Source organism: Bacteroides sp. 1_1_30 (assembly GCF_020982715.1).
In the GTDB taxonomy this organism is placed as follows: domain Bacteria; phylum Bacteroidota; class Bacteroidia; order Bacteroidales; family Bacteroidaceae; genus Bacteroides; species Bacteroides xylanisolvens.
This window is the reverse complement of sequence record NZ_JAJKHN010000058.1, coordinates 13,503-33,559: the sequence shown is the minus strand read 5'-3', so window position 1 is coordinate 33,559 and position 20,057 is coordinate 13,503. Positions and strand designations below refer to the sequence as shown.

Below are 20,057 nucleotides of genomic sequence, written 5' to 3'. Positions count from 1 at the left end.
TCTACTTGATATGAAGAAAAAAGAACGAATGAAAATATATACTTTACTGCTTGGCGCATTGTTTGTAAGTCCTACACAGGCACAAACAATGCATGATTGGGAGAATCATCATGTTCTCCAGATCAATCGTGAACCGGCAAGAGCCGCTTTTACCCCTTTCTCTGTACAGAAAGGAGACGGTTCAATCTCTTTAGACGGAACCTGGAAATTCCGTTGGACTCCCGTTCCCAATGAAAGAGTCGTGAATTTCTATCAAACAAATTTTAATGATAAAGATTGGACGGATTTTCCTGTTCCCGCCAATTGGGAAGTGAACGGATATGGCACGCCTATCTATGTTTCAGCAGGCTATCCGTTTAAAATAGATCCTCCACGGGTGATGGGAGAACCGAAAACTGACTATACCACGTATAAAGAACGAAACCCGGTAGGGCAATATCGGCGTACCTTTGTCTTGCCGGCCGGATGGGAAGCGAATGGACAGACTTTTCTACGGTTTGAGGGCGTAATGAGCGCCTTTTATGTTTGGATCAATGGCGAACGGGTAGGGTATAGCCAAGGCAGTATGGAACCAAGTGAATTTAATGTCACGAAGTATCTGAAATCCGGAGAAAATCAGATTTCACTGGAAGTCTACCGATATAGTGACGGTTCTTATCTGGAAGATCAGGATTTCTGGCGTTTTGGTGGTATTCATCGTAGTATTCATCTGATACATACGCCGGATATTCATGTCCGTGATTATGCGGTACGCACTCTTCCCGCATCTGTTGGTGATTATGAAGATTTTATTTTGCAGATTGATCCGCAATTCAGTGTATATCGAGGGATGACTGGAAAAGGGTATGTCTTACAGGGAGTATTAAAGGATGCTTCAGGCAAAGAAGTTGCCACATTGAAAGGCGATGTGGAAAATATGCTTGATTTGGAGCATAAAGCAAGCCGGATGAATGAATGGTATCCGCAGCGTGGCCCGCGTAAGATGGGACGTTTGTCAGCCATTATAAAATCGCCGGAAAGATGGACGGCAGAAACACCCTATCTTTATAAATTACACTTAACTCTCCAAAATGGAGAAGGAAAAGTCGTAGAACAGATAGAACAGGCCGTAGGTTTCCGCTCTGTAGAAATCAAAAAAGGACAACTGTTAGTGAACGGTAATCCGGTTCGTTTTCGTGGAGTGAACCGCCACGAACATGATCCACGGACGGCACGTGTCATGAGCGAAGAACGGATGCTTCAGGATATTCTTTTAATGAAGCAGGCAAATATAAATGCTGTGCGCACCAGTCATTACCCGAATGTAAGCCGTTGGTACGAGCTATGCGACAGCTTGGGATTGTACGTGATGGACGAAGCGGATATAGAAGAACACGGATTGCGTGGAACACTCGCAAGTACCCCTGACTGGCATGCAGCATTTATGGACCGTGCGGTCCGTATGGCGGAACGTGATAAGAATTATCCATGTATTGTAATGTGGAGCATGGGAAACGAAAGCGGTTACGGACCGAACTTCGCTGCTATTTCGGCATGGCTGCATGATTTCGATCCCACTCGTCCTGTACATTATGAGGGGGCGCAGGGAGTGGACGGAAATCCTGACCCGAAGACGGTCGATGTTATCAGTCGCTTTTATACCCGGGTGAAACAAGAATACTTAAATCCCGGCATTGCAGAGGGAGAAGATAAGGAACGCGCTGAAAATGCACGTTGGGAGCGGTTGCTGGAGATTGCGGAGCGTACCAATGACGACCGTCCGGTGATGACGAGTGAATATGCACATTCCATGGGGAATGCATTAGGAAATTTCAAAGAATATTGGGATGAGATATATAGTAATCCCCGTATGCTGGGTGGTTTTATATGGGATTGGGTAGATCAGGGAATCTACAAGACATTACCCGATGGCCGTACCATGGTGGCTTACGGCGGTGACTTTGGCGATAAGCCGAATTTAAAAGCTTTCTGCTTTAATGGATTACTGATGAGTGACCGTGAAACTACGCCTAAATATTGGGAGGTAAAAAAAGTATATGCACCGGTTGAGTTGAGAGTTGAGAATGGAGAGTTGAGAGTAACCAACCGGAATCATCATATTGATTTATCACTTTATCGTTGTCTGTGGACATTATCAGTGGATGGTAAGGAGAAAGAACGGGGAGAAATAACATTGCCGGAAATAGCTCCAGGGGAAAGTAAAACAATTGATTTGCCGGCTTTCCGATCATTAAAAGATATTTATTCTTTGAGTAATAAAAATGAGAAAGTTAGTAAGACCAATAAAAAAACGGAGAAAACTCTTTCCGATTACCAGCTGAAAGTAAGCATTGTTTTGAAATCGGATGCTCTTTGGGCAAAGGCAGGACATGAAGTGGCCTGGGAACAATTCTGCTTGCAGAAAGGAGATTTAGCCTCTGCCGATCTGATAAATAAAGGAGCGCTTCAGGTGAAAGAGGATGATAAATCTTTATTGATTAGTGGGCGCAGTTTTTCTGTTCAGTGGGAAAAGAAAGTGAACGGAAGTATGACCTCCCTTATATATAAGAACAAAGAAATGCTGGCTCACTCCGATGATTTTCCGGTTCAGCCTGTCACTCAAGTTTTCCGTGCTCCGACAGATAATGACAAGAGCTTCGGAAACTGGTTGGCTAAAGACTGGAAATTGCATGGAATGGATCATCCGCAGATAAATCTGGAATCTTTCCGCCATGAAAAACGTGCAGACGGGGCGGTCATTGTCCGGATTCAAACAAGTAATTTATATAAAGAGGGAAAAGTGGTGACGACTTCTGTCTATACGGTCTTTTCAGACGGAACGATTGATCTGAAAACTACTTTCTTGCCACAAGAAGCTCTTCCTGAAATTCCCCGTTTAGGAATCGCATTCTGTCTGGCGCCTGCTTATGATACATTTACCTGGTATGGCAGAGGACCACAGGATAACTATCCTGACCGCAAAACATCTGCTATGATAGGGCTTTGGAAAGGAAGCGTTGCAGACCAATACGTACATTATCCACGTCCGCAGGACAGTGGAAACAAAGAGGAAGTGCATTATCTTACCTTGACCGACAAACAGAATAAAGGCATTCGTGTTGACGCGGTAGAAAACGCATTTTCTGCATCTGCCCTGCATTACACCGTACAAGACATCTATGAAGAAACTCACGATTGCGATTTAAAACCACGTGCAGAAGTTATTCTTAGTATGGATGCTGCCGTACTTGGATTAGGAAACAGTAGTTGCGGACCGGGTGTATTGAAGAAATATGCCATAGAGAAAAAAGAACATACGTTGCATCTCCGTATCAGTAGTAAACAATAATAGCAATAAATAACTAACACAATAATAAAAGTAACAATGAAAAAAGTAACCACTTTATTATCGACCTTAGCGTTGGCAACTACCCTGGCTGCTCAAAACCTTCCACAAACGGAAAGGCAATATCTCTCCGGTCACGGATGCGACGATATGGTTGAATGGGACTTCTTTTGTACCAACGGACGCAATTCCGGCAAATGGACGAAAATCGGCGTACCTTCCTGTTGGGAATTGCAAGGCTTCGGCACTTATCAGTATGGGATCACTTTCTATGGAAAGCCATTTCCTGAAGGCGTTGCCGATGAAAAAGGTATGTATAAGTACGAGTTTGAAGTTCCGGAAAAGTTTCGCGGTAAACAGGTCAATCTTGTATTCGAAGCTTCAATGACAGATACGGAAGTAAAAGTGAACGGACGCAAAGTGGGTTCCAAACATCAGGGAGCCTTCTATCGTTTTTCATACAACGTCACGGATTTCCTGAAATATGGCAAAAAGAATTTATTGGAAGTCACTGTTGCCAAAGAGAGTGAAAATGCCAGTGTGAACCTTGCCGAACGTCGTGCTGATTATTGGAATTTCGGCGGTATCTTCCGTCCGGTATTCCTGGAGGTGAAACCAGCCGTAAACCTGCGGCACATTGCCATTGACGCAAAGATGGATGGAACTTTCCGAGCCAACTGTTACACAAATATCTCTAATGACGGAATGAGCATCCGTACACAGATTTTAGATAAAAAAGGGAAAAAGATAACGGAAACCACCGTACCCGTAAAAGCAGGAGGCGACTGGACTTCCCTGCAACTGAATGTATCTAACCCCGCATTATGGACAGCGGAAACTCCGAATCTTTATAAAGCGCAATTCTCTCTATTGGATAAGACCGGTAAGGTTTTGCATAGTGAAACAGAAAATTTTGGTTTCCGCACAATTGAAGTACGCGAAAGCGACGGACTTTATATAAACGGAGTACGTATCAATGTACGTGGTGTCAATCGCCATAGTTTCCGTCCTGAAAGTGGCCGTACGTTGAGTAAAGAGAAGAATATCGAAGATGTTCTTTTGATGAAAGGCATGAATATGAATTCTGTCCGTTTGAGCCACTATCCGGCTGACCCGGAATTTTTGGAAGCCTGTGATTCTCTCGGACTTTATGTGATGGATGAATTGGGAGGCTGGCATGGCAAGTATGATACCCCCACCGGAGTACGTCTGATTGAAGGCATGATAGAACGTGACGTGAATCATCCGTCTATTATTTGGTGGAGTAATGGTAATGAAAAAGGATGGAATACCGAACTGGATGGAGAGTTTCATAAATACGATCCCCAGAAACGTCCGGTTATTCACCCGCAAGGTAATTTCTCCGGTTTTGAAACTATGCATTACCGTTCTTACGGAGAAAGCCAGAACTACATGCGCTTACCGGAAATCTTTATGCCTACGGAATTCTTGCATGGTTTGTACGATGGCGGCCATGGTGCCGGATTATACGATTATTGGGAAATGATGCGCAAGCATCCCCGTTGTATCGGTGGCTTCCTTTGGGTATTGGCAGACGAAGGTGTGAAGCGTGTAGATATGGACGGATTCATTGATAACCAGGGAAACTTTGGAGCAGACGGTATTGTAGGGCCACATCACGAAAAGGAGGGTAGCTACTACACTATCAAGCAGTTATGGAGTCCGGTACAAATCATGAATACTTCTATCGACAAGCAATTTGATGGCAAATTCTCCGTAGAAAACCGTTACGATTATCTGAATCTGAATACTTGCCGTTTCCTTTGGAAGCAAGTAAAATTCCCGCTGGCAACAGATGCGTCCAATGCTACTATTCAAGTGTTGAAAGAAGGTGAAGTGCAAGGCAGTGACGTGGTTGCTCACTCGGCAGGCATTTTGGATATAAAAACAAATATCCTCCCCAATGCAGACGCCCTCTTCCTGACAGCAATCGATCCATACGGCCATGAACTTTGGCGCTGGACTTTCCCGGTCAACAAACTGAATCAGCAGACAGAACAGCTTTCTCCCTTGTCCAGTCGTCCTATTTATACAGAGACAGAAAATGATCTTACTGTGAAAGCGAATAAGCGTACATTCATCTTCTCAAAGAAAGACGGACAACTGAAAGGGGTATCTGTAGATAACCGTAAGATTAGTTTCGCCAATGGCCCCCGTTTCATTGGAGCCCGTCGTGCAGACCGCTCATTGGATCAGTTCTATAACCATGATGATGAGAAAGCAAAAGAAAAAGACCGCACATACAGCGAATTCCCTGATGCTGCCGTATTTACGAAACTGGATGTGAAAGAAGACGGAGGTAATCTGGTTGTTACCGCCAATTATAAACTAGGCAATCTGGATAAAGCCCAATGGACAATTAACCCGAGTGGAGAACTGGCTTTGGATTATACCTACAATTTCTCCGGTGTCGTAGACTTGATGGGTATTCGTTTCGACTATCCTGAAGATCAGGTAATCAGCAAACGCTGGCTGGGTGCCGGACCTTACCGTGTATGGCAAAACCGTATTCACGGAACACAATACGATGTTTGGGAAAACGACTATAACGATCCTATTCCGGGTGAGACCTTCACATATCCCGAATTCAAAGGATACTTTGGTGATGTTTCCTGGATGAATATCCAAACGAAAGAAGGCACTATCAGTCTGACAAACGAAGCTCCCGACGCGTATATCGGAGTATATCAGCCTCGTGATGGCCGCGACCGTTTACTTTATACTCTTCCCGAAAGCGGAATCTCTGTCCTGAACGTGATTCCTCCGGTACGTAATAAAGTAAACTCCACCGATTTGTGTGGTCCCTCTTCACAACCGAAATGGGTAAATGGTCCACAAACCGGACGAGTCATTTTCCGGTTTATGTAAATGAATCATATAAAGGTATCCACATTGCGTTGGGTACCTTTTTTATTTAATCTTCTGAAGTTCGAGAATGGCATTCAGTGCTTGTTCCGCCTTCTCTTTAGGCACAAAAATATGGTCGTGGTAATATGCTGCTATTACATTTGCGCTAATGTTTTTCTCTGTAAGTTTAGCCGAGAAAGCAGCTGTCAAGCCCACTGCATCTAAACTGGAATGTATATTGAGAGTAATAAGCCTGTAAACAGACTGGCAATCTATATCTTTGCCTATGGCATCTTTCAGGTCAAGAATGAAGGTCATACCTTCTTTCTCCTGAAAAAAACCGACCGGGTTTAATTCACGCATTTTATCCCAATCAAATGTCGGGAAAGAGCAAAAAACAAAGTCACGTTTATCCAATACAGGTTCCATATTGGATAATAATATATCTAAATCTTTAATACCTGACATGAGTTCAAATAGTGATGATTGCGCAAATATAACAAATATAAACAGTTACAAAACTCTTTCCCATGAAATTAATTTTCTATATTTGGAGGCAAGAATCTTATTTATTTAAGTTTATGAACTTTCTAATATTCAGGTACAATGAAACACGATAATTCTTTTCTGTTAATAATATTTTTGTTATTAGCCGGATGCGGGCAAAAAGACCGGGCAAAATCTCAATTCGAATCATCTGTACAGACAGAAGAAAGTTATCCGTTAGCAAAAGAATATATTAAAGAAGCTGTTATCACAGGAAAAGTGTTGAACCGGGACTTTTATCCTCAAGAAAGGGAATTAACTCTCATCATTCCATTTTTTTGGAAAATGGAAAATCAATATCGTACCCCATACAAGAAGATGGCTCATTTTCATTCCGCTTTCCGGTTTATGCAAAATTAAGAGAAGTTTCCATTCGCAATTATGCAGAACATTTGTATATCCACCCGGGAGATAGCATACATGTGGAAATAGACTTCAAAGATCTTTTTCATCCCAAAGTAACAGGTGATGCAGAAAAACTGAATCAAGAAATACTGGCATTTACAGAAAGCGCCTACTATTACATACAGAATTATAGTATAAACCCGAATTTGAATATTAAGGATTTTGAGGCTGAATTAAAGAAGGAATATGACTTTCGTTTGGAGCGAAGAAACGAGTATCTGACGAAGTATAAGCCAATGGAAGATGTTACGTTATTTACTGAAGAGTTACTGAAACAGGATTATTATTACGCTTTGTTATCCTATGGTAACCAATGCCAGTTTAAAACGAGAAAAGAAATGGATCGGTATCATAAACTTCTGCCTGCAATCAATAAACTTTATAATAAAGGGATTCTTTCGGCACGTTTATATGATATTGCCGATGAAGTAGAACGCTATATAGCTTATGGGATAACTTACAAAGATAAAAAAAATCCATCTGTAGAAGAGATTATGTCGGCAGTAGGAGAGAATGAACTGAACCAGTATATATATACCAAAATGGCAGTTGGCTCTTTGAATGCAAATGATACACTTGCTTTAACAACGAGGCATACACAGTTTGATTCGATTGTAAAAATGCCGCATTTGCGTGCACAAGTGATGCAGATATATAATCAGACTAAATCTTACCTGGAAAATCCGCAACCAGTTTCCAACAATTTATTATATGGTGAGTTTCACGAAAACTCAAAGCTAAAAACATCTATGCCTTACATGGAACCCATCTATAATATACTTGAGAAGAATCACGGAAAAGTAATCTATTTCGATTTTTGGGCTAGGTGGTGTCCACCATGCCTGGCAGAAATGGAACCTTTGAAACAATTGCGGAGTAAGTATTCCACCAAAGACCTGGTCATATATTCCATATGTGTAAGTGAACCCAAGGAAGAATGGGAAGAGTGCCTGAATGAGTATTCATTGAAAAACCGGGGAATTGAATGTATTTATGCATCTGATTATTTGGGAAAAGAGAACTTACAGAAAATTCGCAAACAATGGAAAATAGATAGAATGCCCTATTATTTGTTGATTAATAGAAAAGGGCAAATTGTAGATTTCGGAACTACAGCACGCCCCAGCAATCCGCAATTAGTATCTCGAATTGAAGAGGCTGTGAAGGACAGCAAGTAACAAAAAAGACAAGGCTAATATCAACCTTGTCTTTTTTGTAGCTCCCTCATCAATTCATCTACAATATATGCATCGCTCATGAGATATAGATCTCCAAGTCGGTGGACAATGCGCTGGTAGCTTTCGCTATTATAAAATATATCAAGTGCCTGTAGACTGGAAATATGCAGACGGGTAGCAAGAAGTTCTACAATGCTGTAATACTTGCCTTGCATTACAATATCAGCATTGGGGATTTCTTTTGAGAGAGATGGGATAGGCAAAAGTATAGCATCCACAAAATGTAAGTGTTCGTCAATTACTTTTTGGTTCGTAATACAAATTTGATTGTTAGGCTCTTGATGAATCAAACGTGACAATGCTTCTTCACGAGTGTAATCACCACGCATATAAAGGTCAATAGTACGTATCACACGGTCATCTGCTATACCGCCTTCTATTATGTCATAATCCTGCCATATAACATTCCCTTGTCGACATGCTACAACAAAATCCAGCCAATGTGCATCGTAAGTGGTAAAGTGCAAATAATGAAAAGAAGAGTTGCGGCAGGCATCTATATCCAATGAATAAATATTGAGCCACACACTTTTTTCATGGCGAATATCAGCTGTGCGAAGAGCCCAACGAATAGCCTGATCCTTTAAATCAGTAAGATAAAAGCCCACTCCGAAATCAAGATTTGGTCGGCATACTCCAGCTAATGGTTGTTCTACACGGTAAGTAGAACCATGATAAACAGTTAACATGACTTATCTCCTTTTTGCTGTGTCGAAATTTGAAAAGGACGATAATCTTTCGGTAACCATTGTGGATCACGATGATAGATATATTCTAATAAAGAATCTACTATGTAGGCTTTGCCTTGGGTATGCAAAGTATCATAAAAAGCATTTATATAGCCGTCTATAGCACCTAATTCTTTTAGTTTATTATATACATCCGCACTATAACGTCCTAACCGTTCGGCTGTATTCTCTATACAATAGATAATAAACTCTAATTGTTTTTCTTTAAGGGTCATATTATTTTCTCCTTTCTTATCTTAATCCATTAGCGAAAAAGATTAATATTAGCAAAGATAGAAAAGTTCCTTCTTTCTTCCAATTAATTAGTATAGTATATCACGTTTCCTTATGGAATATTAAAGTCGCATTCCACATTTTTATTTTTCTGTCTAACAGATTTTATAGAGCCACAAAGGTTTATATGTAAAATACTGATTTTAATTCGATAACAATGAAAAGTTTTATATTATAGGAACTTATTCAACTCTTTTACCAACAAATGAACAGTAGTAGAAGATTCTTGTTGTGCCGGATTATTCCCATTAAATTGTCTCATGATAGTTTTAGCGTGATTAATGGCTTGTTCTTGTTTAGAAAACAAAGTATTAAACATTTTAGAACTTACACCCGATTTCTTTGTATAAGCAAATCCGAGCAAAGCGCTCAACATTTTTTCATATCTGGAACGATGCAACGCCCCTTGGTATAGATTAAAATGCAGTAAAAACCAAAATTCAAAAGCTTGGTTACTATAAGCCACTTCAAAACCATTTTGTTGCGCCAATAGGATTGCAGAGTTAAAATCATTTTCAGGAAAATCATCTTTATCAAAGACCACCCAATTCTGATTATATGTTCGTCCCTTTAGCTTTTCCTGCTCTTTTATATGGATAGCCTTGTGTACTAATGCCAATGTTCCCATACCTTGACCAAGTGCCTTCACATTGGCAGAAGTCAAACGAAAAGCGTTGAAATAATCAGGTTCGGTATTAACTCCTTCGCAAATAATCAGAAATGTTTGTTTCACCTCACGTACACTACTGATACGGGTTATCTTTCTTTCGATACGCGGATTTATATTTTTCCTTTTTGTAGCCGTCATGGTTTAATTTTCTTGGGTATTAAACAAGCGGGTTAAATCTCCAACAATTGGAATTGCTCCATACTTTCCTGATAAATAATCTTTTTCAAACGAAGCATCATTACGTACTTTATACTCTGCCAATGAATAAAGTTCGGTTGCACCATAGCGGTCTTTTTGTGTAAACCAAACCTGATCCCGCCGGAATATATTAGCACTCAACAAATTTGTATCATGAGTAGTGAAAATTAATTGAGCATTTTGGGGATTTGTTTCTTTTGAATTAAACAAGGCAATAATTCTACATGTAAGAAGAGGATGCATTTTAGAGTCAAATTCATCTATTATAAGACGCTTTCCATTATCCAAAGCATCAATGATAGGGTATGCCAGAGAAAAATACTTTATTGTACCTTCCGATTCATTTTTCCTGAATGGGAAAGTAATAGTTTTGACTTCATGACCTTCCTCGTCATATTGCGTATGTGTACTCACAATAGCATTATCAATTTTTTCAATATTTTCAATACCTAAATCAGCATAACGGGAAAACTCTACAATTCTCTGTTTCATTTTGATATCATCCAGTTGGATAGTTGCTGTATTCCATATTTTTTCATCGTTAGAACCTGAAATAATAGTGGTATCATTCAACCATTTCATTATCTCTACTGCTGTCGGATCATTGAATTGTGCCGCAACAGAAAGCAATAATGCATTTGCCCTTACCATTCGTTTACCTGCAAGTTCTTTACCAACGACAAACTTAGTATGAATATCAAAATTATCTTTTTCCCGATAGAATAATTCAATTTCCTTAGCTCTCTTTTTATTGGCTTTTTGATAAAGCCATTCCGAATGTACCAATGAATTATCAGCTTCAAATCCATAACGATATTGGTTTTCTTCATCACAGAATATTGCTTCAAAATAACTTGGTTCACTCGCAGTAAGTGAGTTTAACCGGAAACTTTCTATATTAACACGTTCGCCTGCTTGAATATCCTTCGATGAATTTATAACATACCACTTAAAGAACTCCAGTGCCTTTATAAAATTGGATTTACCTGATGCATTAGCACCATAGACTACCGCGCTCTTCATTAATGATAATCCGGAAGTCCCTACATTAAAGATTATATCTTCAGCCGGAACCTGTATTTCTTTCAAAGCTGATGCTACTAATGACAATGTAGACTGTTCTTTGAAAGATAGAAAATTTCCTATTGTGAATTGAATAATCATATCTTAATTGCTTTATTCGAGATTTTATCACAAATATACTGTTTATTTTATGATATAAGCAGATGTATTAGGTGAATTATATTATTTTATGTCTAATAACATACATTCCCGCTTTTAAAGAAAAAAATATCCCATCCTATATCAGCACGATAGTAAGAGATGTAATTGGTATAGTATATCGCATTTCCTTATAGAATATTAAATCAAAATCAATATACTTTCATTATAGCTTTTTCTTCTTTCACCAACTTCCTCCATCTTTGAAATGCCCTCATCAGCGTTTCTTCCTGTACCAGTCCTACCATTTCGTAGTGCTCTACGAATTGTTCTATTGACTTTTTAAACATCACTCCTTTATTAAACTTATTATCCAATAGAAAAGAGTATAATTCCGCTTTCATCTCCGTTTCTATTTCCTTTTCTATAATCAATGCACTATCGTTTCCGATATAGTTATAGACTTCCGGATTCTTCCCATTACGCGGTTTGGGCAGTACAAAGCAAATATTTCCAATTTCTTTCCATGAAGTATTTTGCGGATGAGGGACAGATAGTTGATGAAGGAAGTGATAAACTGGAGTAATGTGGGAGAGATGGATAGGGATAAGTCGTTTGGAAGAAGAAGGAGAGGAGGAATGAGACTGGTTCTCTGGATCGGGTTCTAAACTTTGTCGATATCGGACATACATATATCCAGCCAAATATGGCTTGATATTAATTGTAACTGTAACCATGGGATTTTTTTTAAGTTTGTAATAAAAAAGTATGTATATACAGCCCCTTAGACTGTGAATTCCGTTTGGTTTATTGAGAATATTCCCATGGTTATCGGGACGGAATTCTTCTTTTTATAATAAATTGATATACAGTGTATTATAGATACTGTTTTTTGGTTTAAAACCAAGGAGCCGTTCCTTTTAAAGGAACGACCTGTTTCTCACCGAGGAACGCCTTGTTCCTTTTAAAGAAACGGATGGTTCCTTAAAATCCGGGAACAAAACTAGCTGTAATATTCTGATTTTTCAAAACGCATAATTGAAGTACCACAAGTAATATGTAAATATAAATAACCATCCTTACACATCGTTTGTTTTGCGCGTGTATAAACGTTTAGTATGTCACAAAAGATAATTGAATAAGTTGGATAATAATTTAACAATGTTTATCCGATAAGTCCTTTTTATAGTTATCTAACCCTCATTTTAGTGATTTATAGAACTATTTTGGACGAAACTTCGGAATCAATGTGCAATTTCAGAACGTTTTACTTTAATATATATTTATTTTGTAATTTCGCATCCGATAATCATTTATTAACGCAAGCAAAAGCAAAATATTCAATATACGCATCTGATGAAAATACAATATATAGCAATTCTACTTTTGATATGTTGGGGAAGCATTTTAAAATGTTCGGCCCAAAAGGTAGCAGTAAAAACAAACCTGTTCTACGGTGCATATTCAGGTACTCCTAACTTGGGAGTAGAGTGGGGACTTTCTCCACGCACTACAATAGAACTTGGCGCCGGACTTAACTGGTTTACACCCAATAAAGCATCTTCAAATAAAAAACTGGTGCACTGGCTCGGTACAATGGAATATCGTTATTGGACATGTGAAAGATTTAGCGGACATTTTTGGGGGATACACATAATAGGAACACAATATAACATAGCCGGTCATCACTTGCCACTTTTATTCGGGGATAATTCCAGCCATTACCGATATGAAGGATGGGGAGCAGGAGGAGGCATCTCGTATGGTTATCACTTCCTTCTTAGTAATCGTTGGAGCCTTGAAGCAAATATAGGTGCAGGATATGTGCGGCTACATTATGACAAGTTCCGGTGTAAGACTTGTGGTGAAAAGGTCGGAACAGAAAACCGCAATTATTTTGGACCAACTAAAGCTGCAATCTCACTTATATTTCTTATAAAATAATACAACCATGACAAAATTAAGATCATTCCTATACCTGTTAATCATATTCCTGACCATTTCTTCTTTATCATACGGAGAAGAAAATCCCAAGAAATGGTATACAGGAATTATACAGCCAACAGCTCTTGAACTACAGCAAGCGGGAGATTCATTACATATTCAAATACTTTACAACTTTGATAATATACAAGTCAGCTCCAATCATTCTATAGAACTGATACCAGTATTGATTGCTGCAAACCATCAGATGGAATTGCCGGAAATATCCATTAAAGGTCGTAAGAACTATCAGAATCTGAAACGTAAACTTGCTTTGATGAATACGCAGGAACGTGCTTTTTACCAGTCAGAAGCTCCATACTCCATATTAAAAGGGTATGGAATGACTGGAAAAGAACAGATTCGGTACTCGTTGATAATTCCATTCGAGCCATGGATGAAGGATGCATATTTGAATGTAAGGAAAGAAGTGATGGGCTGTTGCAGGCCAGGCAGGTTACTATCAGCTATTCCTCTTTTTGGTGCTGTTACTTTGGAGAAACTTCCCGTCCCTTATCAAATCACTCCACATATTAGTTACGTACAGCCAAAAGTTGAACCAGTCAAAAGTCGTGAGATGTCATGTGAAGCATTTCTGGACTTTGTCGTATCAAAAACCGATATTAAACCGGACTATATGAATAATCCGACTGAACTAAAAAAGATATCCTCCATGCTTGCCGAAGTGAAAAATGATACAGCCATTACCATTCGTGGAATATCAGTCATTGGTTATGCTTCACCGGAGGGTTCTGTCCTTTTTAACAAACAGCTTTCCGAAGGACGTGCAAAGGCACTTGTTAATTACCTTCTCCCTCGTTTCCCTTTCTCCAAAGAATTATACAAGGTGGAATATGGTGGCGAAAACTGGGAAGGACTACGTAAAATGGTTGCAGAGTCTGACATGGCAGAAAAGGATGGAATTCTTCATATTATAGATCACATACCAGTTGAAATAAACTACCGAACGAATACCAGTCGCAAGAAATCGTTGATGTTATATAAACAGGGCAATCCTTATCGGTTTATGTTGCGTGAGTATTACCCACATCTGCGTAAAGCGATCTGTAAAATAGAGTACGATGTTCAGAATTTTAATATAGAACAGGCAAAAGTGCTGATTCATAGTCGGCCACAAAATTTGAGCCTGAATGAAATTTATTTGGTCGCTCTAACTTACAAAAATGGTTCACCGGAGTTTATCGAATTATTTGAAACAGCCGTTAGCGTCTTTCCTGATGATAAGATTGCCAATCTGAATGCCGCTTCGGCTGCACTTTCACGTAAAGACACTCTTTTGGCAGAAAAATATTTAAAGAAAGCAGAGACTTCCACACCGGAATACGAAAATGCCGTGGGAGTATTACATCTGCTAAGAGGTGACTATGAACAAGCAAAGTTACATCTAAATAAGGCTGCTGAATCCGGATTGAGACAAGCAAATCTCAATCTGGAGGAATTAGCCAAAAAAGAAGAGAATATCGAATTGATGAGTAAACTAGATTATTGATTTTTTATATATTATAATTATCTTTTTATTTACAACATTTAAACATTTAACAATGATGAAAACAAGAAGTTTTCTATTATCTACATTGGCAGTTTTTATATTTGCCGGCTGTAGTAGTGAAGATGCCCGGGAAGGGAATATTCCGGGTGGTGAACTGGATGGCAAAGCGTATCTGTCGCTTTCGCTGCAAAGTCACACAGCTACTTCAAGAGCAGCGAATGTAGAAGAAAAACCGGGAAGTTCTGGGGAAAGTAAAGCAAAAGCCGTCAAAGTTTTATTATTTGACGAGGATGATGTGTGCCTTGATGTGGCTGATTTTGATGGTTTGACCGTTGGGAATAGCGGAGGAGAATCCGGTGGAACAGGGACCCCGGAAGCTGTAGCTAGCGATGCAAAATTAGTACCAGAGAAAACAAAAAAAGTATTTGTGGTTATCAATCCTTATACCGACGGGTGGGATTTAACTTCAGAAACTGTAAAAGGTAAACCTTGGTCTGCAATTAACACTGCTATTGAGGCAGCTATTGCCAACATCGCTGCCAATGAAAATTTCATGATGGCGAGTGCAGGCGAAGGAGCTGGCATAGAAGGGGCATTGACGGGAGTAAAGGTACATAAGCCGACTGCATATACCAGTGAGGCCATCAATCAGGCAAAAACGGACGCACAGAGCGATCCAGCTAAAATCTCTGTGGATCGATTGAGCGCAAAAGTAGAGCTTGCAGTTAAGGAGTCTTTTTCTACAAAACCTGACGGTGCTACATTTGCTTTCAGTGGTTGGGAATTAAGCGTTACCAATAAGAGTGTGAAACTGTATAGTGAACGTATCACTTACGATAATGCCACGATTGGAGCAGTTTATCGTCGGGATAAAAACTACTTGTCTGACGAGCAACCTGATGTATCAAATGAGAGTACTATGGAAGCGAATATGGATGCAGCTTTCAATTATCTAAAAAATATAGACAGCGAAAGTGAGGAGATGCCTGCTGTTGCACAGAGTAAGGGAACAAGTCTGTATTGTCTTGAAAATACAATGGAAGCTAAGGCACAGCAATTAGGATTCACCACCAAGGTGGTAGTAAAGGCTAAGTACACTCCCTATGGTTTGAACGAAAATAGTAGTTATTTCTCTTGGAAAGGAAACTATTATACATTAGACCAGCTTAAAACTGAATATTTAAAACATAGTGATGGTTCCGGGCTAAAAGTAGACCTACCCATATTCTTAAAGAAAGCGGGAATTATGACACAGGAGCAATTCGATGGTGATCAAGATACAAAAAATTCTGTAGTCGCTAGTCTTTCGGAAGGTGCTACAGCTACTCAATTAAATGCAAAAACTGGTATTATCGGACGCTTCTGTGCCGTACGTTATTATCATGAATCCGTATGTTACTATGACGTCCTGATCCGTCACGATCAGAATGTAACTGAAAAGATGGCTTTAGGCCGATACGGAGTAGTGCGTAACAACTGGTATCACCTTGAACTTCAAAGCGTGAGCGGCCCCGGAACACCGTGGATTCCCGATCCGTCTGATCCTGACAATCCTACACCTCCGGGTACCGATGATGATGAAGCAGATGCATATATTTCTGTAAAAATCACTATCAATCCATGGACTTATTGGACACAAGGTGTTGATTTGCATTGATAAATGGGAATTAAAAGACACATAAAGAAATACAAAATAATCCTTGCCGCTTTTATAGTGGCAGGGATTACCGGTTGCGATGTCCTTCATGACGACCTTGATCAATGTGACCTCTTTCTAAAATTCCGATATGACTATAATATGGCAAATGAAGATTGGTTCGCCGAACAGGTGGAAGAAGTAAAGGTTTTCGTGTTCGATACGCAAGGAAAATATATACAGACACTTACTGATAATGGCCATTCGCTAAAAAGTCCGGACTATCGTATGCTGATACCCTATCGTTTGAAAGGCTGTACAGCTGTTGTATGGGCTGGAAAAACGGATAAATTCTATCAGCTTCCGACAATGGATACAGGTGATCCAATAAATAAATTAACGCTGAAATATGAGCCGGAAAACAACATAAGTAACAACCATCTTGATGCATTATGGCATAGCGGTCCTCTATTAATGTTTTCTTCGGAAAATATCAGTAATACAGAAAATGTCAGCTTGGTGCGCAATACTAATGATATAACGATAGGCATTACGCGAGGAAATAATCCGGTGGATGCTTCAAAATATGACATACAACTAATAACTGCAAACAATTTTTATGACTATAAAAATAATGTAGGTGAGAGCAGCAAGAATATAATTTACCATCCTTGTTCAGTTGAAGAGGAAGACAGTAAGACCGCCCTACAAACCCGCCTCCATACTCTTAGATTTATTAAGGATGCTGATACGACTTTTTCTATCACCGAAAAAGCGTCAGGAAAAACAATAGACATCGGAGGAAAAACAACTATAAACCTTATTGACTACCTGTTGATGAGCAAACCGAAAATGATGGGCGATCAAGAATACCTCGACCGCAGATACGAATGGGATATCAACATTCGAATCGGAGATAAGGAAGAGAATGGCTACATTGCATTAAGTATAACCATCAATAATTGGACCTACTGGTTCCAACCAACAGATATGTAAATCGTTTTTTGAAACGGAATTATGGCACGATTAAGGATGAATATAACTATCAACATAAAATTTTCGGCAAATATCCTGCTTTTGACAATGTTTGCCCTGTTTACTTACTCTTGTACAAAAGAGAACGAAGTAACAGGCGCACGTATTTACGAAGGAGAAAAGATACCGATGAGTATTAAAATGGGAACGCGCAATGCTACCACCGACAAAGATGAAGTCATAAATTCCGTACGTGCAATTGTGTTTAATGACAAGAACGAGCTGGTATACAACGACGTTTCTGATGCTTCCATAAATGTCGATAGCACATACACCGCTTCTATAAGAGCGGCACGGGGATATAACAACATTTATATCATCTGCAATGAAACATCGGAGCTTGCCGAAAAGCTCGCTGCTATTACACTGGAAAATGAAATAGAAAAAGTGACATTCTCTGCCGTAGGTATCGTTGCTCCTCCGCCCATGTATGGAAATGTGGCACGTGCCTATGTGGAATCCCGCAGTGACGGAAAAAACGCCACAGTAACAATTAATAATATTAAAATGACGGAATTGCCTGTTAGCGTAACCCGCATGGTATCCCGCATCAGCTTTACAGCTATTAAAAATATAACTAATCCGAATGAGGATTTCAAAGTAACCAAGCTCACTGTTAAAGTATGTCGTATGCCGGCCGCCACTCCTATAGAAGAAGGGCGGGCATATACGGAAGATATTTGGTCGGATGACCTTACGATATCAGGAACAGGCGAGCTTGACAAAAATGGCGATTATATTATAAAAGATAATAACTATACTATTCCTGACACAGTGGATTTTATAACAATTCCTGCCACATATATTCCTGAACACTTGCTATCCCAACCTGAAAATGCTTCTCAGGCAACCTACCTTAAGATTGACGCGCAGTGCGTACTTAAAAACGGAAGTTCTCAGGTGCTGAACTGCGTTTACCTCTTGAATATCGGTCAAGAGCCTCCCAAAAACTATAATCTGACACGAAACAACCATTATCAGATATACGCCACCATTACCGGTATGGGTGCAATGGGGTTATATGCGGAAATAGTGGCAATGGAGGAACATGATATCACCATCAACTGGAAACCTATCGACGGACTGGTCATAGTGAGTGACAAGGCAGCAGATTATGACGCGGTTGCCGATACATCCAGAAATGTGAATATCTGGAATGATGTCAGCGTTTATTCAGGTATACTGAAAGCATATCATTCGGAGACGGGATATAAGGATGTATTGTTCAAATATGGCGGCCTGATAGCCGTGCACAGCGGCACAAGTGCGGGTGAGGGTTTTATAGCTCCTACCAATGCCAGTGCATTGAACGATGTACTCTGGTATCCCGGTTCATACGATCCCTTAAGCATCAGCGGGTGGACAGATATTCCCTACCTAAACACAGACGGAATTCCTGCAAATAACACCGTAGACCAAGTTAAAGCCGGGGTGGGAGATCCCTGCAAGTTGGCCGGACTTTCCGAAACCCAGATCAAGGCTCAAAACATTGTGGATAACGGGCAGTGGCACATGGCTACTCCGAATGAAAACCAAGCCCTGATAGCGGCATCGGATAACGAGAATAATTCATACGGTTATCCTTCTTTCCATTGGCTGCTTTCCCCGCATAACCGGTATAGAGACGCGGGCGGTGTATCTCAGGGGGACCGTTCCAATGGATGGTATTGGAACGACGACGCTTCGGTATTCGAATTCTCCGGTAATTCATCGGGTGCAAGTTTCCAAAGTGGCAAGGACAGGCAAAGTGCCTATATGATTCGCTGCGTGCGCAATGAAATACCGGAAAGCAAGATGGAGGCGGGTGCCATCTCCAGTCCTACTTATCAGGGAACCGAAAAAGGTGTAAAAGCTTATTTCGGTATAAAATCCAATGTGCCTTATTGGACGGCAACGCTTGTCACGGGAGAAGGTGCGGGAACAGCGGAGCCTACTGATTTCTCGTTCGCATCGGATGGCACCATCGTACATACGACCCACGGAAGCAATACGGAAAATATCCCTGTATACGTCAAACGTAAAGAAAGTGCTTCACCGCGTTCATTCAGAGTGAAGGTGGAAGGAGTCGGTTTGGACGGACAGACAAGGAGCATACTGCTCACCGTCTCGCAAAGCGGATATGATTTACGTGCTACTACCGGATTAAGTAGTCTGGGTAATATATCTCAAACGGGAGGTACTTATACGGTGAGTATCCAGCTTACTCCGACGGATATCTCCATACCTGCCGGAAAACTGTTTTTGCAGGTTATTTATGGAGGCGTCCAAAAGTGTCTCAGTACTAAAGTGAATACTGAACCGAATACGTATAGTTATTCTGTCTCGATAGAAATTCCAGAGAACAGCAGTCCGAGTTCTATCAATCTTACTGTTAATATTCTACTGGCGAAAGATACCGGAGTGACAGTTCCTCTCGGCAGTCCGTCAATTACGCAAAACGGCTACTGATGTCCTCTCCTT

Annotated in this window: 13 protein-coding genes and 1 pseudogene; 8 read left to right on the top strand and 6 right to left on the bottom strand. The window is 40.1% G+C overall.

The annotated features are described in order from the left end of the window. The first annotated feature begins 10 nt into the window (after positions 1 to 10). A complete protein-coding gene (locus tag LPH68_RS17005; protein ID WP_151923791.1) occupies positions 11 to 3,328 on the top strand; it encodes a glycoside hydrolase family 2 TIM barrel-domain containing protein in 3,318 nt (1,105 codons plus the stop codon). A 36-nt stretch (positions 3,329 to 3,364) separates the two neighbouring features. Next, on the top strand, positions 3,365 to 6,214 hold the full coding sequence (locus LPH68_RS17000; RefSeq protein WP_055235024.1) for a glycoside hydrolase family 2 TIM barrel-domain containing protein: 2,850 nt from the start codon (positions 3,365 to 3,367) through the stop codon (positions 6,212 to 6,214). A 42-nt stretch (positions 6,215 to 6,256) separates the two neighbouring features. On the opposite strand, the gene LPH68_RS16995 is transcribed toward LPH68_RS17000, so the two are convergent. Next, the gene (locus tag LPH68_RS16995; protein ID WP_015531078.1) at positions 6,257 to 6,661 is read right to left on the bottom strand and encodes an ACT domain-containing protein; all 405 of its coding nucleotides are present in this window, start codon (positions 6,659 to 6,661) and stop codon (positions 6,257 to 6,259) included. Positions 6,662 to 6,799: 138 nt separating this feature from the next. Between LPH68_RS16995 and LPH68_RS16990 the strand changes: the two are divergent. Further along, positions 6,800 to 8,322, top strand: a pseudogene (locus tag LPH68_RS16990) (TlpA family protein disulfide reductase). A gap of 20 nt (positions 8,323 to 8,342) precedes the next feature. Here the strand turns inward: LPH68_RS16990 and LPH68_RS16985 are convergent. The 5 genes from LPH68_RS16985 to LPH68_RS16965 form a co-directional block, all read right to left on the bottom strand. Next, on the bottom strand, positions 8,343 to 9,071 hold the full coding sequence (locus tag LPH68_RS16985; protein ID WP_151923793.1) for a DUF3990 domain-containing protein: 729 nt from the start codon (positions 9,069 to 9,071) through the stop codon (positions 8,343 to 8,345). Continuing rightward, entirely contained in the window at positions 9,065 to 9,346 is a 282-nt protein-coding gene (locus LPH68_RS16980) for a DUF3791 domain-containing protein (RefSeq protein WP_004314799.1), read from the bottom strand. The genes LPH68_RS16985 and LPH68_RS16980 overlap by 7 nt, the downstream gene beginning before the upstream one ends. A 230-nt stretch (positions 9,347 to 9,576) precedes the next feature. Beyond that, a complete protein-coding gene (locus LPH68_RS16975) occupies positions 9,577 to 10,212 on the bottom strand; it encodes an RloB family protein (RefSeq protein WP_055235022.1) in 636 nt (211 codons plus the stop codon). 3 nt (positions 10,213 to 10,215) lie between these two features. Then, complete coding sequence (locus LPH68_RS16970; protein WP_151921940.1) at positions 10,216 to 11,436, bottom strand: ATP/GTP-binding protein; 1,221 nt, start codon at positions 11,434 to 11,436, stop codon at positions 10,216 to 10,218. 209 nt (positions 11,437 to 11,645) lie between these two features. Next, positions 11,646 to 12,170, bottom strand: coding sequence for a hypothetical protein (locus LPH68_RS16965; RefSeq protein ID WP_055235018.1), 525 nt, complete (start codon positions 12,168 to 12,170; stop codon positions 11,646 to 11,648). Positions 12,171 to 12,789: 619 nt separating this feature from the next. Between LPH68_RS16965 and LPH68_RS16960 the strand changes: the two genes are divergently transcribed. From LPH68_RS16960 to LPH68_RS16940, 5 genes are read left to right on the top strand one after another with little or no spacing between them, the layout of a single operon-like run. Further along, a complete protein-coding gene (locus tag LPH68_RS16960; RefSeq protein ID WP_004314797.1) occupies positions 12,790 to 13,377 on the top strand; it encodes a DUF3575 domain-containing protein in 588 nt (195 codons plus the stop codon). A gap of 7 nt (positions 13,378 to 13,384) precedes the next feature. Continuing rightward, entirely contained in the window at positions 13,385 to 14,926 is a 1,542-nt protein-coding gene (locus LPH68_RS16955) for a DUF3868 domain-containing protein (protein ID WP_055235016.1), read from the top strand. Between the two features lie 55 nt (positions 14,927 to 14,981). Beyond that, positions 14,982 to 16,583 (top strand): Mfa1 family fimbria major subunit, encoded by a 1,602-nt coding sequence (locus tag LPH68_RS16950; protein WP_008022257.1) that lies wholly within the window; start codon positions 14,982 to 14,984, stop codon positions 16,581 to 16,583. Positions 16,584 to 16,586: 3 nt separating this feature from the next. Further along, complete coding sequence (locus LPH68_RS16945) at positions 16,587 to 17,558, top strand: FimB/Mfa2 family fimbrial subunit (protein ID WP_004314794.1); 972 nt, start codon at positions 16,587 to 16,589, stop codon at positions 17,556 to 17,558. Between the two features lie 21 nt (positions 17,559 to 17,579). Continuing rightward, on the top strand, positions 17,580 to 20,045 hold the full coding sequence (locus LPH68_RS16940) for a fimbrial protein (protein ID WP_055235014.1): 2,466 nt from the start codon (positions 17,580 to 17,582) through the stop codon (positions 20,043 to 20,045). Positions 20,046 to 20,057: the final 12 nt, after the last annotated feature.